This window comes from Haemophilus sp. UMB1048 (assembly GCF_030218125.1).
Taxonomy (GTDB): domain Bacteria; phylum Pseudomonadota; class Gammaproteobacteria; order Enterobacterales; family Pasteurellaceae; genus Haemophilus_D.
In genome coordinates, this window is record NZ_JASOPB010000002.1 from 164,660 (window position 1) to 184,340 (window position 19,681).

Sequence of the window (19,681 nt, forward strand, 5' to 3'; positions counted from 1 at the left end):
AAGCCTAGAAAAAATTTGCTGCGTAAATTTGCATTGTGGGGCTGAATATTTTATAATCCGTCGCTCTCAAAGTTTGTCTTTGAGCAAATTTAGGAAAGTTGCTGGGTCGCCTGCAATTTTTTATTTTAAACTTTTAATCAAGAGAACATTAAAATGGCATTTAAATTTAACGCTGAAGTTCGTCAAGCGCAAGGTAAGGGTGCGAGCCGCCGCCTGCGTCACAACGGTCAAATCCCTGCAATCATTTATGGTGGCAGCGAAGCACCTGTTTCAATCATCTTAAATCACGATGAATTAAACAACGCACAAGTTCACGATTCTTTCTATAGCGATGTAATCACTTTAGTGGTTGAAGGTAAAGAAGTTGCAGTGAAAGTTCAAGCAATGCAACGTCACCCATTCAAACCAAAATTGGTTCACATTGACTTCAAACGTGCTTAATTTTTAGCTTGTGATAAGAACACCAATAATGATGAGTTATTGGTGTTTTTTCTTTTCGGGCAAAGAGCGGTCAAATTTGAAATCGTTTTAGGAGTATTTTCCAATGAAGATAGCCTTAGGCATTGAATATAACGGAAAACAGTATTGTGGCTGGCAGCGACAAGAGAAAGTGCGTAGCGTACAAGAAGAATTAGAAAAAGCGTTATCTTTCGTGGCAAATGAAAAAATTGAAGTGTTTTGTGCGGGTAGAACAGACTCTGGTGTGCATGGCACGGGGCAAGTCGTGCATTTTGAAACCACAGCAGTTCGTCCTGAAAAAGCTTGGGCATTTGGTACCAATGCGAATTTGCCTGATGATATTTCTGTGAGTTGGGCAAAGGTGGTGAATGATGAATTTCATGCCCGTTTTTCGGCAACAGCTCGTCGTTATCGTTATATTTTATATTGTAATAAATTGCGTTCAGCCATTTTGCCGGAAGGAATTACCCATTGCCATTTAGATTTAGATGAAAAGAAAATGCACCAAGCGGGGCAGTTTTTATTGGGCGAAAATGATTTTTCCTCTTTTCGTGCGGCACAGTGTCAATCAAATACCCCTTGGCGAAATGTACATCATTTAAATGTGGTGCGAAAAGGGCAGTACATTATTGTGGATATTCAAGCCAATGCTTTTGTGCATCATATGGTACGCAATATTGTGGGAAGCTTGATAGAAGTCGGCGCAGGCAATCAACCTGTTGAGTGGATGAAATGGTTGTTAGAGCAAAAAGATCGTAAATTAGCCGCTCCAACAGCGAAACCCGAAGGCTTATATTTAGTAAATGTCATTTACCCTGAAAAATTTGCGATTCCACAGAAAAATTTAGGGCCGTTGTTTTTAGAAGATAATCTCATCTGACTAGCAAATTTCGCTAAATTATGATTAAATACGCAAACTTTTCTAGTTAATAAAAAAGGTAAAAAATGAGCTGGATTGATAAAATTTTTAGCAAAGGAACCTCTTCCGCTACATCACGTAAAGCAAACGTGCCAGAAGGGGTTTGGACAAAATGTACCTCTTGCGAACAAGTCCTTTACGGCGAAGAAGTAAAACGTAATTTACATGTTTGCCCAAAATGCGGCCATCATATGCGCATTGATGCTCGTGAGCGCCTTTTAGCTTTATTAGATGAGGGTTCAAGCCAAGAATTGTCGGCTGATTTAGAACCAAAAGATATTCTTAAATTTAAAGATTTAAAAAAATATAAAGATCGTATTTCTGCAGCTCAAAAAGAAACGGGCGAAAAAGATGCGTTAATCACAATGACAGGTACACTTTACAATATGCCTGTAGTCGTTGCCGCATCTAACTTCAGTTTTATGGGCGGTTCAATGGGCTCTGTTGTGGGTTCAAAATTTGTAAAAGCGGCAGAAAAAGCCATTGAATTAAACTGTCCGTTTGTTTGTTTCTCTGCAAGTGGTGGTGCACGTATGCAAGAAGCACTTTTCTCCTTAATGCAAATGGCAAAAACTAGTGCAGTATTAGCAAAAATGCGTGAAAAAGGCGTACCGTTTATTTCTGTATTAACTGACCCAACATTAGGTGGGGTATCTGCAAGTTTTGCGATGTTAGGTGATGTGAATATTGCTGAACCAAAAGCATTAATCGGTTTTGCAGGCCCACGTGTTATCGAACAAACTGTACGTGAAAAATTACCAGAAGGCTTCCAACGTAGTGAATTCTTACTCGAGAAAGGGGCGATTGATATGATCGTGAAGCGTTCAGAAATGCGTTCAACCCTTGGAAACCTTTTAAGCAAACTCACCAATCAACCTTCACCTTTTGTTGAAGTAGAAGTTGTTGAACATGAGTAATACAATGAATTTAAAAGCCACTTCGCCACTCACTGAGTGGCTTTCTTATTTGGAAAACAGTCACTTTAAAGCGATTGATTTAGGGCTAGAACGCATTAAATCCGTGGCAGAAGAATTGGACCTTTTGAATCCCGCACCTTATGTGATCACGGTGGGGGGGACAAATGGCAAAGGCACGACTTGTCGTTTGCTTGAAACCATTTTGTTAAATCACGGTTTGCGTGTGGGTGTGTATTCCTCACCTCATTTATTGCGTTATAACGAACGTGTTCGTATTCAAAATCAAGACTTGCCAGATGAAATGCATACCGTTTCTTTTGATTTCATCGAAAAGCATAAAACGCAGTCCCTCACTTATTTTGAATTTAGCACCTTATCAGCTTTGCATTTATTCAAACAAGCGAAGCTTGATGTCGTCATTTTAGAAGTAGGGCTTGGTGGACGCTTAGATGCAACCAATATTGTCGATAATGATCTGGCAGTTATCACCAGTATTGATATTGATCATACAGATTTTCTAGGTTCAACTCGCGAAGAAATTGGTTTTGAAAAAGCGGGGATTTTCCGCGCGAATAAACCGGTTGTGATTGGCGAACCCAATGTTCCGCAGCCTATGTTAGAACAAGCGGAGAAATTACATTGCCACGTTTCACGCCGAGATGTCACTTGGTCGTTTAAAGCCAATGAGCAAACTTGGATGTGGCAGAGCAATAAAGTGCGGTTAGAAAATCTGCCGTTTTGCCAAATTCCATTAGCTAATGCGGCAACAGCTTTGGCTGCTGTTGAACAGCTGCCTTTTGATATTTCTGTCGATACCATTAAACGTTCATTAATTGAAGTGGAATTAGTGGGTCGTTTCCAACAATTAAAAGGTAATCAATTAGAAAAATTGGCAGAACGCTTGAATGTATCTTATTCACAGTTGCCAAAAGTGATCATCGATGTTGGGCATAATCCTCATGCAGCAAAATATTTAGCCGAAAAATTGACCGCACTTAAAACACAAATTTCAGGGCGTATTATTGCCGTTTGCGGTATGTTAAAAGATAAAGATGCCGAGTCGGTGTTTACCCAACTTACGCCAATTATCGAACAATGGCATTGTGCCACATTAGGCGGCTACCGTGGTCAATCGGGTGATGACTTACATGCAAAATTAACATCAGTTTACCCATCAGCAAAAAGTGTTTCTGAAGATTCTGTAGTTGAAGGTGTGCAAAGTGCGGTTAAAAATGCAGATAAAAATGACATTGTGCTGGTATTTGGATCTTTCCACACCGTAGGGGAATTTTTAGAATATTTAGCATAATGGGTTTGCAAAGTAAAAAGGCTGACAAAATGTCAGCCTTTCTTTTTATATTTTATTAGTGAAGGTATTTAACAAGGTTTAAGAACATTTTTAAAATACCATTATTTAATAAGTCGATAAAGAATGCCCCTACCATTGGTACGATTAAGAACGCTTTGTGAGAAGGTCCGAAACGGCTAGTAATCGCTTGCATGTTAGCAACGGCTGTTGGTGTTGCACCGAGACCAAAACCACAGTGACCCGCACTTAATACAATCGCATCATAATCTTTACCCATAATACGGTATGTGACGTAGATGGCGAAGAAAGCCATGAAGGCAACTTGAACCGCTAAGATAATGAGTACATCTGCTGCAAGACCTACCAATTCCCAAAGTTTGAGAGACATTAAGGCGATGGCTAAGAAGATAGATAAACCTACACTACCTAATACATCAATCGCTGAATCAGCCACTTGGAATTTGAATAAATTGGTTAAGCTGTTACGAATAATTACCCCAGTAAACAAACACCATACGAATGTCGGTAATTGCATTTGTGTACCTTTTGTTAAGCCATCTAAGTATTGACCGATGAGTAAACATAAAGAAAGCATTGCGATGGTCTCAATGATTGAGCGCGCATTTATTTTACGTTTGTAAGTCGGGTGTTCAAATGCCTCTTGTACGTCATCTACTTCATCATTCTCTGGGTTCTCCCCTTGTTTTTGACGATTTAATAAATAACGAGATACTGGACCACCTAAGATACCACCGAAGACTAAACCGAATGTGGCACATGCCATGGCAATTTCTGTTGCAGCAGGTAGGTTAAATTCTTTAGTGAATGTTTCTGCCCAAGCTGCACCTGTACCATGACCACCCGTTAAGGTAACAGAACCTGCAAGTAAACCGTAAGCAGGATCAATGCCTAATAATTGAGTACCTAAAATACCGATGGCATTTTGGAAAACAATGAGAAGGGCAGCGACAAGTAGGAAGATAACTAATGGTTTTCCGCCTTTAACTAAGCGGGCAAAGTTTGCACTTAAACCGACAGATGAGAAGAATACTAACATCATCGATGTTTTTAAGCTTTCCTCAAAGGTAAATGAGGTGCCGTTTACTTTGTATAAAATGGTTAATGCAATAGCCACAATAAAGCCACCAACAACAGGCTCAGGGATGTTGAATGCTTGTAAAACGCGAATACGTTTTACTAGAAAATAACCAAGTAATAATACAAAGCTTGCTAAAGCAAGCGTTTGATAGGTATCAAAAACAATATTCACGAAATATCCTCCTATTTAGTTTGGTTTCGAGAGTTCTTATGAGTTGTGTTCGGGTTCAACTACCACAATATCAACATTGCTATGTAATCCACGTGGTAATTGGGAGCCTTTTCTGCCGCGTTCCGCACGGAATTTTTGCAGATCTTCCGGTTTTAATGTGATTTTTCGTTTACCGGAATGGAACTCAAGGCTAGCTTGCTCTGAAATTAAGAACAATTTCACCAATAATTCTGACCGCGCTTTTGCATTCGCTGCTGGAATACTGATGATTTTGTTGCCTTTCCCTTTTGATAATGCCGGTAAATCCCGTACCGGAAAAATCAGCATTCGACCCGCTGAAGTGAGGGACACAAGAAGTGAGGCCGACTCGGAAAGTGTCTCAGGTTTCAAGACTTTCGCATTTTCTGGCAAAGAAATCAAGGCTTTTCCAGCTTTATTACGTGCAATTAAATCTTCAAATTTGCAAATAAAACCATATCCTGCATCTGATGCCATCAATAATTCTTGTTTTTCAGGTTCCATAATAACCTGTTCAATCGTCGCACCTGCCGGTAATGTAAGTTTACCGGTGAGCGGTTCACCTTGTGAACGCGCAGAAGGCAAGCTTAATGGATCTAAAGCGTAGCTACGACCTGTACTATCAATAAAGATTACGGGTTGATTGCTTTTACCACAAGCGTGCGCCAGATATTTATCGCCTGCTTTATAGCTTAATCCTGCCGGATCAATGTCATGACCTTTTGCACAGCGTACCCAGCCCATTTCAGATAAGATGACGGTAACAGGTTCAGCCGGAGTCATTTCACTTTCAGAAATCGCTTTTGCTTCTTCACGTTCAACTAATTGAGACATTCTAGGGCTGGCGTATTTTTTCGCGTCTTCTTGAATTTCTTTTTTGATCAAGGTATTTAAGCGACGTTCCGATCCTAAAATTAACTCTAAATTTGACCGCTCTTCTTCGAGTTTATCTTTTTCAGCTTGTAATTGATGTTCTTCTAATTTGGCTAAATGGCGCAAACGTAAGTTTAAAATGGCTTCTGCCTGTTCATCACTTAAGTTAAAACGAGCCATTAAAACTTGTTTAGGTTCGTCTTCAGTACGAATAATCTCAATCACTTCGTCAATATTGAGGAAGGCAATCATCAAACCATCTAAAATATGTAAACGAGCGAGTACCTTATCTAAACGATGCTGTAAGCGACGTGTTACTGTTGTGCGACGGAATGTCAGCCACTCAGTGAGAACTTGAAGTAAGCCTTTTACGGCTGGTTTATGATCAAGCCCGATCATATTCATATTCACACGATAGCTTTTTTCAAGATCAGTCGTCGCAAATAAATGCGCCATCAAGGCATCTGTGTCAACGCGATTTGAACGTGGTACAAGCACAATACGCACAGGATTTTCGTAATCTGCTTCATCACGAATATCTTCCACCATTGGCAATTTTTTTGCTGTCATTTGCTCAGCAATTTGCGCAATGATTTTTGATGGTGAAGATTGATGAGGAAGTGCACTAATGATGATTTCACCGTCTTCTTTATGCCATGTTGCCCGCATTTTGATAGAACCACGGCCGGTTTCATACATTTTACGAATATCATCTTTAGGAGAAATAATTTCCGCTTCCGTTGGGAAATCAGGGCCTTGAATGATATTAAGTACATCATCTAATCCTGCTTTTGGATTATCTAATAACAGGACAGCTGCATCTGCTACTTCATTAATATTGTGTGGTGGAATATCTGTTGCCATACCAACGGCAATCCCGGTGGTGCCATTCAACAGAATATGAGGCAAACGTGCAGGCAAATATTGTGGTTCTTCTAAGGTGCCATCAAAGTTTGGTTGGAAATCAACAGTGCCTTGCCCTAATTCAGATAATAGAATTTCAGCGATTTTGGATAAGCGAGATTCGGTATAACGCATTGCCGCGAATGATTTAGGATCATCTGGTGCCCCCCAGTTTCCTTGCCCATCTACCAAAGGATAACGGTAAGAAAAGGGCTGAGCCATTAATACCATGGCTTCATAACAGGCAGAGTCACCGTGTGGGTGGAATTTACCTAACACATCACCGACGGTACGCGCGGACTTTTTAAATTTTGCCGCGGCATTTAAACCCAGTTCAGACATCGCATAGACAATACGACGTTGAACAGGCTTTAAGCCATCGCCAATAAAAGGCAATGCACGATCCATAATGACGTACATTGAATAATTAAGGTAAGCCTTTTCTGTAAAGGTGCGAAGAGGCATCTGCTCGATGCCTTCGTAGTTAATATTGCTCATATTTTTCTATCTATTTTCTTGTTGCACCAGAATTTGTATCTGAATGTTCGTGAGGAGAATGTCCCATATCTATTCCTTTATGACTGTCTATTTCATAAGGAACAGGTTGCGGTTTTTGTGGATTGGCTTCTTTAAAGGCTTCGTCTTTTAATTTGCCGGAATAAATATTTGGATTTTTTTCGCCTTCAACCACAATATGTCCCATTGTGCCTTTGTTTACAGCGCGGAAAATGGAATGATCCATAAAGACATAAGTACCCGGTACATCAATTCGAGTTTCTACCATGGTGGCACTGCCAGATGGAATCAAGGTCGTTTGAACATTGTGATTAACAAGTGTGCCGCCTTCTACATACACATTGTCAAATACCGCACCGATTAAGTGGAAAGAAGAGCATAAATTCGGCCCCGCATTTCCTACAAATAGGCGAATTGTTTCGCCAGTTTTTGCTTTTAAGGCATTTTCATCCATAGTTGCGCCGACTTTGCCGTTGAAGAGGACATATTCTGGGCGCTCATCAATAGCTTTTTTCATACTAAACGGCTGCAAGCCAGGATCGCCAAATTCACCTTTTGTATAGAATTCACTTTGCATAATGTAAAATTCACGATCCACTTTTGGTAAGCCTTCTTTTGGCTCAACTAAAACTAAACCATACATCCCTTTAGCAAGGTGAATATCAACAGGCTGACTGCCACAATGGTATAAATAAATGCCAGAGCGTAATGCCCTAAATTGGAAGGTTGATGTGTGTGTTGGTGGCGTTTCACTCGCGATAGCACCGCCCATTGGCACAGCGGCAGCATGGAAATCGATACTGTGCGGCATCATTGAACTCGCTGAGTTGGAAAGTTGCACTTCCACCATATCGCCTTCACGTACACGAATGAATGGCGCAGGCACGCTACCGTTTAATGTCCAGAATTTAAATTGCACACCATCCATTAAATCCATAATTTGCTCAAGTGCGGTCAGTTTTACCACGACTTTTGCAGGGTGATTACGTTCAATCGGTTTTGGCACATTGGGCGCAAGCGTCAGTTCAGCTTCAATTTCTGGTAAATTTTCAACCGCAGTGGTTGCCGTATTAGAGGGCTTTTCCTCTGCTTTAGCAGAAGGAACAAGGCTTAAACCTGCACCCAATGTAATTGTTGCTAGGCCTAGTGCACTATTCTTAAAAAAATCTCGACGTTGTTCGTTCATGATTAACCTCAAATAATTAAACAGCTAAATCCACTTGATCTCCATTGGTTTGCAACCAATTTTTGCGATCTTCCGCTCGTTTTTTGGCGAGTAACATATCCATTAATTCTAATGTTTCAGCCCCTTGATCTTTACCTAGCTCATAGGTTAATTGAACTAAACGGCGTGTATTCGGATCCATGGTGGTTTCACGTAATTGTGACGGATCCATTTCACCCAAACCTTTGAAGCGTTGTACGTTTAAGGTGCCTTTTTTACCTTTTAAACGTTCTAAAATGGCTTCTTTTTCGCTTTCATCGAGGGCATAAAACACTTCTTTGCCTAAGTCGATACGATAGAGTGGTGGCATTGCCACATAAACATGCCCATCTTGAACCAATTTCGGGAAGTGACGTAAAAAGAGTGCACAGAGTAGGGTAGCAATATGCAAACCATCAGAGTCCGCATCGGCTAAAATACAGACTTTACCGTAACGGAGTTGGGATAAGTCTTCATTATCAGGATCGATACCAAGCGCCACAGCAATATCATGAATTTCCGTTGAGGCAAGCACTTGATCACTGGCGACTTCCCAAGTGTTTAAGATTTTTCCACGTAACGGCAAAATAGCTTGATATTCACGATCACGCGCCTGTTTGGCTGAGCCGCCCGCAGAGTCTCCTTCTACTAAGAATAATTCGGTTTTTTCTAAATTTTGTGATGCACAATCGGCTAATTTCCCAGGTAGAGCAGGACCACTCACTAATTTTTTACGTACGACTTTTTTAGCGGCATTTAAACGACGTTGTGCAGAACTGATCGCCATTTCAGCTAAGCGATCCGCATCTTGTACATTTTGATTCAACCATAAACTGAAGGCATCTTTTAAAACCCCCGCAACAAAGACCGCACTTTGACGAGAAGATAAGCGTTCTTTCGTTTGGCCGGCAAATTGAGCATCTTGCATTTTCAGTGAAAGAATATAAGCACAGCGATCCCAAATGTCATCTGCTGTTAATTTCACCCCTCGTGGTAATTTATTGCGGAATTCGCAATATTCGGTCATGGCATTGAGCAAGCCTTGGCGAAGACCATTTACGTGTGTTCCGCCTTGGACTGTTGGAATCAAGTTTACATAGCTTTCAGCAATAAGCTCGCCACCTTCAGGTAACCATAATAATGCCCAGCTTACCGCTTCTGTGGAGCCTTTAAATTCACCGACAAATGGTTTTTCAGGCAAGGTTTCAAAACCATTTACCGCTTCAGTTAAGTAATCGGATAAACCATCTTGATAGCACCACACATCTTCAGTGTTATTCACTTTATCGACAAATTTAATTTCTAAGCCAGAACAAAGTACGGCTTTCGCACGTAATAAGTGGCGTAAACGGCTGACAGAAAAATTCTTGCTATCAAAATATTTTGGATTAGGTTTGAAGTGAACGGTGGTGCCGGTTGTACGTCTGCCACAAGTCCCGATGACTTCTAATTCTTCTACTTTTGCGCCATTTTCAAAGGCAATTTTATACACTTCACCGTTACGTTTAACTTGAATATCAACGCGTTCAGAAAGTGCATTGACGACAGAAATCCCCACCCCGTGTAAACCACCAGCAAATTCATAGTTTTTATTTGAGAATTTACCGCCAGCGTGAAGTTTCGTTAAGATTACTTCGACACCAGAAACGCCTTCCGTTGGATGGATATCCACTGGCATCCCGCGGCCGTTATCAATGACTTCAAGCGATTGATCGGCGTGTAAAATCACTTCAACTTTGGTGGCAAAACCCGCAAGAGCTTCATCCACACTGTTATCGATAACTTCTTGTGCTAGGTGATTTGGACGGGTAGTGTCCGTGTACATACCGGGGCGAATTTGCACCGGTTCGAGATCTTTTAGAACCGTAATTTCTTGAGCAGAATAATTTGTAGTCATTTTTAAAATTAGTTACTTATTTATAAAAAAATTAGCGTGATTTTATCAAAAAATGACGCGTTTATAAAATCAAAGATGAGAAAAGATAAGGATACTATATCAAGTAAAAGTGCGGTCAAAATTTGACGTGAATTTTGACCGCACTTGGGGTTCATTTGAATCTATTTAATCTGTTATGGAGTGAGTTATCGAGATACTAAGCTTTTGCTTTTGTTGCTAAATATTCCTGCAAGCCTTTATTTCTCAATTTACAACTTGGGCATTCCCCACAGCCACCTTCAACACCTTCATAGCAAGTGTGGGTATGCTGACGAACATAATCTAACGCACCTAATTCATCAGCTAATGCCCAAGTTTGTGCTTTGGTGAGATACATTAACGGTGTTTTTAAATTGAACGGATAATCCATGGCTAAATTAAGGGTGACATTCATGGATTTGATAAACACATCACGGCAATCGGGATAGCCGCTGAAATCTGTTTCACATACACCCGTAATGATGTCATTAATACCTTGTCCTTTTGCGTAAATCGCCGCATACAATAAGAAGAGCGCATTTCGTCCATCCACAAAGGTATTAGGTAATTCACCGTCTTTTTGCTCAATATCTGCATTGGCATCCATTAAGGCATTATGGGTAATAGATTTGATGACGGACGTATCAATCAACGTTTGTTTTACGCCGAGATCTTTGGCGATCCAACGGGCTTTTTCTAATTCAATAGCATGGCGCTGGCCGTATTGAAAGGTGACGGTTTCGACATTTTCCATGCCATATTCGGCAATAGCTTGAATTAAACAGGTTGTGGAATCTTGTCCACCAGAGAAGATCACAAGGGCTTTGCGATTGTGATTAGGATTTGAAATATTCATAGGATACCTAGTTTTTTTATGTAGGAGGTTTGCGAACTACAAGTTAAAAATGAAGCGGTATTGTAGAAGTCAAAGATAAATTTTGCAAGAAAAGGACTAATTTAAGCAGGAAAAAGCGGAGAAAATTGTGATACAATTTTGGCAACTTAGTTTTAAAAAGGTAAACACAATGAAAAAATTAATTCTTATTGTTATCGGTGCATTAGTAATTTCAGCTTGCGCAAATAAAGACGTTTATTTTAATGGTTCGGAAGGATCTCATTCAGGCATGAAATTTGATAAAGACACTCGTCATTGGGGCGTTAATCAATAATTGTTTTGATAAAAGAAAAGCCATACAGTTGTATGGCTTTTTTATTTAAATCACTTCTTCTTGGCAATGTGGGCAAGTCATTAAATGCTCTTCATTATTATGCACAATATAATGGCCCATTTTTTTTGCTTTGGTATCAAGATATTTCGTATTGTAACGGTTTTCACCTACATTTAATGGTACGCGTTCTACGATATTAATTCCCGCTTTTTTCATGGTTTCTACTTTTTGCGGGTTGTTTGTCATCAAGCGAACTTGCTTCACACCTAATAATTCAAACATATCGGCACACACATTAAAGTTACGTTCATCAGCTTTAAAGCCTAATGCAAGGTTGGCTTCAATGGTGTCCATGCCTTGATCTTGTAATGAATAAGCACGAATTTTATTAATTAGACCAATACCTCGTCCTTCTTCACGATGATAGATCAACACACCTCGACCCGCTTCGCTAATTTGACGTAATGCGGCTGCAAGCTGGAAACCGCAATCACATTTTAAACTGTGTAATGCATCACCAGTCAAGCATTCCGAATGAATACGGGCGAGCACAGGCTCATCTTGGTTTGAAATATCACCCATTACTAATGCGACATGTTCTTTTTTTGTATCGGGAAATTCAAATCCGACCATTTTAAATATGCCATATTCAGTAGGCAAATTGGCTTGAGCAACCAGTTGGATTTTTGACATAACGTATCCTTTTTCAACTTTATTCTGCTAAAATGTGCACTTTATTTTTATTATCAAGAGGCAACAATGTTTAAAAGGCTGTCATTATATACGTTATTCCTTTGTCTTGTACCATTTTTTGTTTGGGGGTTTGCTTATCATTGGCATGGAAACAACCAATTAATGGAATGGGATTATTGGCTTTATCTTTTAACCGAAACGGGTAGCGTACCTTATGCTTTAATTACCTGTGGTGTGTTTGCTTTACTTTTTCGTTTTCTTTTTGAAAATCGTAAACAGTGGATTATGGGCGTGATTGTAATGGGCCTGTCGGTATTATCCACACAAGTGATTAAAACAGGTTTAAAAACAGTTTTTGCCGAGCCACGTCCTTTCACCGTCTATTTAGCAGAAAAAACAGAAAGCACTACGGATGCTTTTTATCATCAAGATCGTTCAGAGCGTGCAAAATTAGTTGATAAATTTTATTCTACACAAGCCGATACACCAGCCTGGTTAAAAGCGCATTATGAAGATGAAACAGGTTATTCTTTCCCATCAGGACATTCTATTTTTGCAGCCACTTGGCTAATGTTAGCCGTTGGATTTAGCCAATTATTAGGTAATCGTTCTTTTAAAGCGGAATTACTGATTGGTGCCATGACCATTTGGGGAGTATTAATGTTGATTAGCCGTGTACGCCTTGGAATGCATTATCCAATCGATTTATTTGTGGCGATAATTTCAGCATGGATTGTTCATTTAATTATTTTTGGTTTCTTACAGAAGAAAGGCTTGTTTAACAATAAATAGCATCAAAGACTGGTTTTAGCGATAAAGCCGGTCTTTTTTATTGCTTATAGAAAATATGATTTTTGTCATGGATTTTCATTTTGATTTCAAGGAAAATACAACCTATAAATTTCAATAATTTTGACCGCTCTTTTAAGGAGACAATATGTATTACGGTATTGATATTGGTGGCACAAAGATTGAATTGGCTGCTTTTAATGAAAAATTAGAAAAACTTTATACCGAGCGCGTGCCAACGCCACAGACAGATTATCAAGATTGGTTACAGGCGATTAAAACTTTAGTCGAACGTGCGGATGCCCACTTTGGTGAAAAAGGCACGGTAGGACTTGGGTTGCCAGGATTTGTTAATTTGACAACTGGGCTTGCTGAAGTGACGAATATTCGTGTCGCAGATAATAAACCTATTTTAACCGATCTTGAGAAAATACTCGGGCGTGAAGTGCGAGCTGAAAATGATGCAAATTGCTTTGCGCTTTCTGAAGCTTGGGACGAAGAGAATACCCAATATCCTTCTGTATTAGGGCTGATTTTAGGCACTGGTTTTGGTGGTGGCTTTGTGATTAATGGAAAAATTCACTCAGGACAAGTGGGAATGGCAGGAGAGTTAGGTCATCTTCAATTAAATTATCATGCCTTAAAATTATTGGGTTGGGATAAAGCCCCTATTTATCAATGTGGTTGTGGTAATCATGCCTGTTTAGATACTTATATTTCAGGTCGCGGTTTTGAAATGTTGTACCGTGATTTAAAAGGGGAAGAATTATCAGCCAAAGACATTATCGATCGTTTTTATGCGAAAGAGGAAAGTGCGGTTGATTTTGTTCGCATTTTTGTGGAGTTAGCGGCTATTTCTATCGGTAATATTATCACTGCGTTTGATCCACATATGATTGTGCTAGGTGGGGGGTTATCGAATTTTGATTATCTCTATGAAGCGTTACCAAAAGCATTGCCACCTCATTTAATGCGTAGTGCGAAAGTGCCACCAATCAAAAAAGCAAAACATGGTGATTCTGGTGGAGTGCGTGGTGCTGCAGCGTTATTTTTAAAACGTGAATAGATTTAATCTAAAAAAATAGTAAAAAATTGAATAAAATTTATGTTATAGGATAAAAGTCCAGTTTTTTTCTAAGAAAACTGGATTTTTTATTTTGTCTATTTACAATCAGAACATAGATTTTTTAAACGAGGTTTTTTATGCTGACAGAATTTGGGAACTGGATTGAGCAAGGTTTAACATGGGTTGTTGAACATTTAGATGAGCCATTATGGAATATCACCATTGTTATTTTATTAGGTGTAGGTCTATTTTTTACCATTACTACAGGCTTAGTACAGCTACGTCTTTTCCCTACAAGTATACGCGAAATGTGGTTCGGACGTGCTGCAGAAGGTAATTCTTTAACCCCATTCCAAGCTTTTGCAACAGGGTTAGCCAGCCGAGTTGGTGTCGGTAATATCAGTGGTGTGGCAACAGCTATTGCGCTAGGTGGTGAAGGTGCTGTATTTTGGATGTGGGTAACGGCATTTATTGGCATGTCGAGTGCTTTTGCGGAATCTACTTTAGCACAGGTATTCAAAATTCAAGATAAAGATGGCTCTTTCCGTGGTGGCCCCGCTTACTATATTACACAAGGTTTAAAATCACGTTGCTTAGCAGTAGCGTTTGCAGTATCACTTATTTTTACCTTTGGTTTTGCATTTAATTCAGTACAAGCAAACTCAATCGTAGAAGCAACTAAAAACGCTTGGGATTGGCAAGGTGAGTATGTTGGCCTTGTTTTAGTGGTATTAACTGCCGCCATTATTTTTGGTGGCGTGAAACGTATTGCGACCATTTCTAGTAGCGTAGTACCGATGATGGCACTCTTTTATCTAATTATGGCGGTAATTATCCTAGGTATGCATATTGATATGATTCCAACGGTAATTGCCAATATTTACAAAAGTGCCTTTACTTTCCAATCTGCTGCTGGTGGCATGTTTGGTGCTCTTGTGTCTAAAGCTATGATGATGGGGATCAAACGGGGATTATTCTCTAATGAAGCGGGGATGGGGTCAGCCCCAAATGCGGCCGCTGCAGCACATGTCAAACATCCAGTAAGCCAAGGTTTAGTGCAAATGCTTGGTGTATTTGTAGATACCATGATTGTCTGTACTTGTACGGCAGTGATTATCCTGCTTTCAGATAATTACGGCAGTGAAACGCTGAAAAGTATTTCCTTAACACAAAATGCATTGCGTTATCATGTAGGTGAATTTGGCGTACACTTCTTAGCTTTCATCTTATTACTTTTCGCTTATTCATCTATCATTGGTAACTATGCTTATGCGGAAAGTAACATCCGCTTTATTAAAAATAAACCTTGGTTTGTATGGTTGTTCCGCTTATCGGTATTGTTCTTTGTTTATTTCGGTTCAGTAAAATCAGGCAATGTCGTGTGGAATTTTGCGGATACGGTAATGGCTGTGATGGCAATTATTAACTTAGTCGCGATTGTTTTACTTTCCCCGATTGTGTGGAAACTAATGAAAGATTATCAGCGTCAATTAAAAGAAGGGAAAGAACCAGAATTCAAAATCGAGCTTTATCCTGAAATTAAAAAGCGTGTTTTAGAGCATCGAATTTGGAAATAAGCATTTAATGAAATATGAAAAGGCGGGAGATTCCCGCCTTCATTGTTTTAAATTGACTTGAGAATTAACCGCACCTTATCGTTCATTTCGATAAGTCAGGAAGTAATAAGAAAGGACTGAAATCATCACGCAAGCCGTCATTGTATAGAGCATTGGCGCAGCGGTTTCCATTTTAAAGCTTGCCACAAGGGATCCCATTACAGCGCCGACACCAAAACGTACACTTCCCATTAATGAATTTGCGGTACCCGCCATAGTTGGGAATTTTTCTAGAATAGAGGCGGTAGCATTGGATGAGATTAATGGGTTTTGACCTACAAAAAAGGCCACACCAATTGCCATTGACCAAAAACCAAAATCAAAAAGTGCGGTTAAAAATAGCCAAATTCCTGAAATAAATTGTACGGCAATACCAATTCGTAACATGGTTTCAGCACCTAGCTTCAATACAAATTTCCCATTTAGATAAGAAGCAGCGGTCATAATCGCGATATTGATCATAAAGAAATAGCCGAATTGATCGACTGGAATGCCATAAATACCGATATAGACAATCGATCCCGCAGTGACGAAAGCAAATAAGCCACCAAAACCAAAAGAAGCCGCCGCCATATAACCTAGCACTTCTTTTTGTTTAGAAAGTGTCATAAAGTTACGGGCAATGATATTCAGGCGCAGGGGAATACGGTTTTCTTTTTTATGGGTCTCGGGAATAATGAAAAAGACAAGCAATGCAGCAAGAAATCCCATGATGCCAATCACATAAAAAATCATATGCCAGTGGAAATATTTCACAATATACCCACCAATTATGGGCGCAACAAGCGGCGCGATCATAAAGACAAGCGTGATGGTGGACATGATTCGAGAGAGCTGATCTTTGCTAAATAAATCTCGTAATAAAGCCCCTGAAAGCACAACAGGCGCCGCCCCAAAGAAACCTTGAACGAAACGCAGTGCAGTGAAACTGCCAATAGAATGAATACCTGTTAAAACAATGGCTGTGATAGCACCAATAATGACCCCTAATAAAATAATCGGTTTACGACCAAAACTATCACCAAAGGGCCCCCAGAATAATTGCCCTGCGGCCATACCATAAGCGAAGAATGTTAGCGTATGCTGTACTTGCTCGGAGTTGATATTTAAGTCTTCAGCGATATTTAAAAAGGACGGAATATACATATCCACGCCCAAAGGCGGTAGCATCGAGAGGATGCCGAGCGTGGCGATAAAAATAAAGGTAGGTTTAATATTTTGGCTCATATTATTTCACTAAATTGTCGATTTCTTCCTGAGTAAGTGGACGAAATTCGCCTTCTTCTAAGCTTTCATCTAATTCAACGTTACTAATTCTCCAACGATGGAGTGCCATGACTTTATTACCCAGCGCAGCAAACATCCGTTTCACTTGGTGATAGCGGCCTTCTGAGATAGTCAGATTCACGTTGTAATCATCTAATACTTCAAGTTTTGCTGGCTTAGTTGGTTCTTTTTCACCACGTAACAAAATGCCTTCTTCACAAGCTGAAGCATAATGGTTCTCAACTGGGTCAGCTAAAGTGACTAAATAGGTTTTTTCGCATTGATGCTTTGGTGAGGTAATTCGATGTGACCATTGCCCATCATCCGTTAATAGCACGAGGCCAGTGGTATCCACATCTAATCGCCCAGCACTGTGTAACTTGCCTGAAAGAGGCGGTTCAAAGAATTGATAAATAGTTGGATAGTCACCATCATCATGAGAGCAAACGTAGCCCTGAGGTTTATGCAACATAAAATATTGGCCTTCTTCTACCCAAGGCAACAATTCATCTTCAAAATAAATTTCATCTTCTTGACTTACCTTAGTGGCACCGTTTTTCACAATTTCACCGTTAATTTTGACCGCACTTTGGCGAATGACCTTGGTGGCTTGTGAACGGGTTAAACCAGTATTCTCGGCAATAAATTTATCTAATCGCATCGTAAACTCTTATTTTTGATTGAACCAGCTAACGTAATCAAATTGGTCGTAATATTTTTCACCATTCCAACCAGAAAAAGTAAATAAATCGCCCACTTCTCCTTCATTTTCAAAGCCTTTAATGTAGTAAGCGGATTTTAATTCAGGATATGGCTTGTGAGTAAAGACCACTTTGTTTGGATAAGGCAAGTTATCGAAAGCTTGCAAGTCTTCATATTTTGCACCTTTTCCACCATCTTTATCTGTCATCATAATAAACAAGTTATCGAAGTCTAAACGCTGAGAGCGAGATTCCCACTTTTCTCGAGCCTCTTGTTCGGAGTGGTAGTGCATAAAGTGTACTTTAAGATCACCTAATAGACTAACGGGATACGGTTTTTCTGTTTGTATAAATTGAAGAGGTTGTGCTTGATAGAATTCGATATTCTGTAGATAGCGAACAAAATCGCTCGGATCTAAATAGAGATTAACAAATGGGGAGTTAAAAGGCTGATTTAGATCGTGCAAAATAAACGCGCCGACACAGTTGGCAGAAATCACCGACATGCCTTGATTGGTTAAACGTTTTTGATAGGTTTGATTAATCGCTTTCCGTTGTAATTTATTGATGGCGCTTCTAAATTTAGAAAACAAACTCATTGTTTATATCCTGTATATTTTTTGCGATATAGTAACGTTTTTGCTTCTGAATGTGAAGAAAAGACAAAAGTGCAGTCGATTTTACTCATATTTTTGTAATAATTTTGTAAAATTTTTGCGATATGTCACAAAATTCTGTTTAAAAGAGAGTATAATGGCGCAAATTTTATTTAGCCTAAGTGAAAATGGAGTATTTTTATATGAGCGAACAATTGCGCCAAGCTGCATTAGATTTTCATGAGTTCCCAATTCCGGGAAAAATTGCGGTCACCCCAACCAAATCGTTAGAAACCCAACATGATTTAGCCCTTGCTTATTCCCCAGGTGTCGCAGAGCCTTGTTTAGAAATTGAAAAAGATCCTTCAGCCGCAAGTCGTTATACTGCGCGTGCTAATTTAGTAGCCGTTATTTCAAATGGTACAGCCGTGTTAGGTCTAGGAAATATTGGTGCGCTTGCCTCAAAACCCGTTATGGAAGGGAAAGGTGTATTGTTCAAAAAATTTGCAGGCATCAACGTATTCGATATTGAAATCAACGAACACGATCCAGATAAATTAATCGATATTATTGCTTCATTAGAACCAACGTTTGGTGGCATTAACCTTGAAGATATCAAAGCACCGGAATGTTTCCACATTGAAAAAGTGTTGCGTGAACGTATGGGAATTCCAGTATTCCATGATGACCAACACGGTACAGCCATTATCGTCGGTGCGGCAGCATTAAACGGTTTAGAAATTATTGGTAAAAATATCGCAGATGTACGTTTAGTGGTAAATGGAGCCGGTGCTTCAGCCATTGCGTGTACTAATTTACTTCGTGCATTAGGCTTCAAAAAAGAAAACATCACCATGTGTGACTCTAAAGGCGTGATTTTCAAAGGCCGTGGCGATAACATGGATGAAACCAAACAATTCTACGCGATTGAAGATAATGGCTGGCGTACATTAGCCGATGCGGTTAACGGTGCAGATGTCTTCTTAGGTTGTTCTAAAGCAGGTGCGTTAAAACCTGAAATGGTGAAAACTATGGCGGAGAATCCATTAATCCTTGCATTGGCAAACCCAACACCTGAAATTACACCTGATGAAGCGAAAGCAGTGCGTCCAGATGCGATTGTTTGTACTGGTCGCTCAGACTTTCCAAACCAAGTAAATAACGTACTTTGTTTCCCATTCTTATTCCGTGGTGCATTAGACGTAGGTGCAACTGAGATTAATGAAGAAATGAAGTTAGCGGCTTCTCGTGCAATTGCAGGTTTGGCGAAAGAACAGGTGCCGTTAGAAATTATTGCAAGTTATGGTGCGTTATCATTTGGTCCAGATTATGTGATTCCAACACCGTTTGATCCTCGTTTATTGTTTACTGTCTCTTCTGCAGTAGCGAAAAAAGCGATGGAAACAGGCGTTGCAACGCGGCCAATTACAGATTGGGCAGCTTATGAAAAACAATTAAAAGCGTTAGTTGCAGCGTAATTTT

Annotated in this window: 18 protein-coding genes and 1 riboswitch; of the genes, 9 read left to right on the top strand and 9 right to left on the bottom strand. The window is 39.7% G+C overall.

Annotated elements, in window-relative coordinates; all coding sequences use genetic code 11:
- Positions 1-153: 153 nt before the first annotated feature.
- From rplY to folC, 4 genes are all read left to right on the top strand, one after another.
- The gene (rplY, locus tag QP437_RS02545) at positions 154-441 is read left to right on the top strand and encodes a 50S ribosomal protein L25 (RefSeq protein ID WP_014065570.1); all 288 of its coding nucleotides are present in this window, start codon (positions 154-156) and stop codon (positions 439-441) included.
- A 103-nt stretch (positions 442-544) separates the two neighbouring features.
- On the top strand, positions 545-1,339 hold the full coding sequence (gene truA, locus QP437_RS02550) for a tRNA pseudouridine(38-40) synthase TruA (RefSeq protein WP_070635227.1): 795 nt from the start codon (positions 545-547) through the stop codon (positions 1,337-1,339).
- 65 nt (positions 1,340-1,404) lie between these two features.
- Positions 1,405-2,295 carry an acetyl-CoA carboxylase, carboxyltransferase subunit beta gene (gene accD / locus QP437_RS02555; RefSeq protein ID WP_285266845.1) on the top strand — a complete coding sequence of 297 codons (891 nt, stop codon included), beginning with the start codon at positions 1,405-1,407 and terminating at the stop codon, positions 2,293-2,295.
- A gap of 4 nt (positions 2,296-2,299) precedes the next feature.
- Entirely contained in the window at positions 2,300-3,604 is a 1,305-nt protein-coding gene (folC, locus tag QP437_RS02560; protein ID WP_285266922.1) for a bifunctional tetrahydrofolate synthase/dihydrofolate synthase, read from the top strand.
- A 55-nt stretch (positions 3,605-3,659) separates the two neighbouring features.
- Here the strand turns inward: folC and gltS are convergent, their stop codons facing one another.
- The 5 genes from gltS to queC form a co-directional block, all read right to left on the bottom strand.
- On the bottom strand, positions 3,660-4,874 hold the full coding sequence (gene gltS, locus QP437_RS02565; protein ID WP_285266846.1) for a sodium/glutamate symporter: 1,215 nt from the start codon (positions 4,872-4,874) through the stop codon (positions 3,660-3,662).
- Between the two features lie 36 nt (positions 4,875-4,910).
- A complete protein-coding gene (gene parC, locus QP437_RS02570; RefSeq protein WP_285266847.1) occupies positions 4,911-7,166 on the bottom strand; it encodes a DNA topoisomerase IV subunit A in 2,256 nt (751 codons plus the stop codon).
- Positions 7,167-7,176: 10 nt separating this feature from the next.
- Positions 7,177-8,370, bottom strand: a complete 1,194-nt coding sequence (gene nirK, locus QP437_RS02575; protein ID WP_285266848.1) for a copper-containing nitrite reductase — start codon at positions 8,368-8,370, stop codon at positions 7,177-7,179.
- A 16-nt stretch (positions 8,371-8,386) separates the two neighbouring features.
- Entirely contained in the window at positions 8,387-10,285 is a 1,899-nt protein-coding gene (gene parE, locus QP437_RS02580) for a DNA topoisomerase IV subunit B (protein ID WP_285266849.1), read from the bottom strand.
- Positions 10,286-10,481: 196 nt separating this feature from the next.
- On the bottom strand, positions 10,482-11,159 hold the full coding sequence (gene queC / locus QP437_RS02585) for a 7-cyano-7-deazaguanine synthase QueC (protein ID WP_285266850.1): 678 nt from the start codon (positions 11,157-11,159) through the stop codon (positions 10,482-10,484).
- Between the two features lies 1 nt (position 11,160).
- Positions 11,161-11,205: riboswitch (PreQ1 riboswitch) on the bottom strand.
- A 123-nt stretch (positions 11,206-11,328) separates the two neighbouring features.
- Here queC and QP437_RS02590 point away from each other — a divergent pair.
- Entirely contained in the window at positions 11,329-11,472 is a 144-nt protein-coding gene (locus tag QP437_RS02590) for a hypothetical protein (protein WP_014065561.1), read from the top strand.
- Positions 11,473-11,517: 45 nt separating this feature from the next.
- Here the strand turns inward: QP437_RS02590 and ribA are convergent, their stop codons facing one another.
- A complete protein-coding gene (gene ribA, locus QP437_RS02595; protein ID WP_005696347.1) occupies positions 11,518-12,165 on the bottom strand; it encodes a GTP cyclohydrolase II in 648 nt (215 codons plus the stop codon).
- 66 nt (positions 12,166-12,231) lie between these two features.
- On the opposite strand from ribA, the gene QP437_RS02600 reads away from it, so the two are divergent.
- The 3 genes from QP437_RS02600 to QP437_RS02610 all read left to right on the top strand — a co-directional run bounded on the left by QP437_RS02600 (position 12,232) and on the right by QP437_RS02610 (position 15,597).
- The gene (locus QP437_RS02600) at positions 12,232-12,957 is read left to right on the top strand and encodes a phosphatase PAP2 family protein (protein WP_049381514.1); all 726 of its coding nucleotides are present in this window, start codon (positions 12,232-12,234) and stop codon (positions 12,955-12,957) included.
- 145 nt (positions 12,958-13,102) lie between these two features.
- The gene (gene nagK, locus QP437_RS02605; protein ID WP_285266851.1) at positions 13,103-14,020 is read left to right on the top strand and encodes an N-acetylglucosamine kinase; all 918 of its coding nucleotides are present in this window, start codon (positions 13,103-13,105) and stop codon (positions 14,018-14,020) included.
- A 137-nt stretch (positions 14,021-14,157) separates the two neighbouring features.
- Positions 14,158-15,597, top strand: coding sequence for a sodium:alanine symporter family protein (locus QP437_RS02610; protein WP_285266852.1), 1,440 nt, complete (start codon positions 14,158-14,160; stop codon positions 15,595-15,597).
- A 75-nt stretch (positions 15,598-15,672) separates the two neighbouring features.
- Here the strand turns inward: QP437_RS02610 and QP437_RS02615 are convergent, their stop codons facing one another.
- The 3 genes from QP437_RS02615 to QP437_RS02625 are packed head-to-tail and all read right to left on the bottom strand — an operon-like array spanning position 15,673 to position 18,202.
- On the bottom strand, positions 15,673-16,863 hold the full coding sequence (locus QP437_RS02615; protein WP_285266853.1) for a Bcr/CflA family multidrug efflux MFS transporter: 1,191 nt from the start codon (positions 16,861-16,863) through the stop codon (positions 15,673-15,675).
- Position 16,864: 1 nt separating this feature from the next.
- On the bottom strand, positions 16,865-17,563 hold the full coding sequence (gene rsuA, locus QP437_RS02620) for a 16S rRNA pseudouridine(516) synthase RsuA (protein WP_285266854.1): 699 nt from the start codon (positions 17,561-17,563) through the stop codon (positions 16,865-16,867).
- Between the two features lie 9 nt (positions 17,564-17,572).
- Positions 17,573-18,202: a DUF1919 domain-containing protein gene (locus QP437_RS02625; protein ID WP_285266855.1), complete on the bottom strand. Its 630-nt coding sequence runs from the start codon at positions 18,200-18,202 to the stop codon at positions 17,573-17,575.
- A gap of 200 nt (positions 18,203-18,402) precedes the next feature.
- Between QP437_RS02625 and QP437_RS02630 the strand changes: the two genes are divergently transcribed.
- Complete coding sequence (locus tag QP437_RS02630; protein ID WP_285266856.1) at positions 18,403-19,677, top strand: malic enzyme-like NAD(P)-binding protein; 1,275 nt, start codon at positions 18,403-18,405, stop codon at positions 19,675-19,677.
- Positions 19,678-19,681 lie beyond the last annotated feature (4 nt).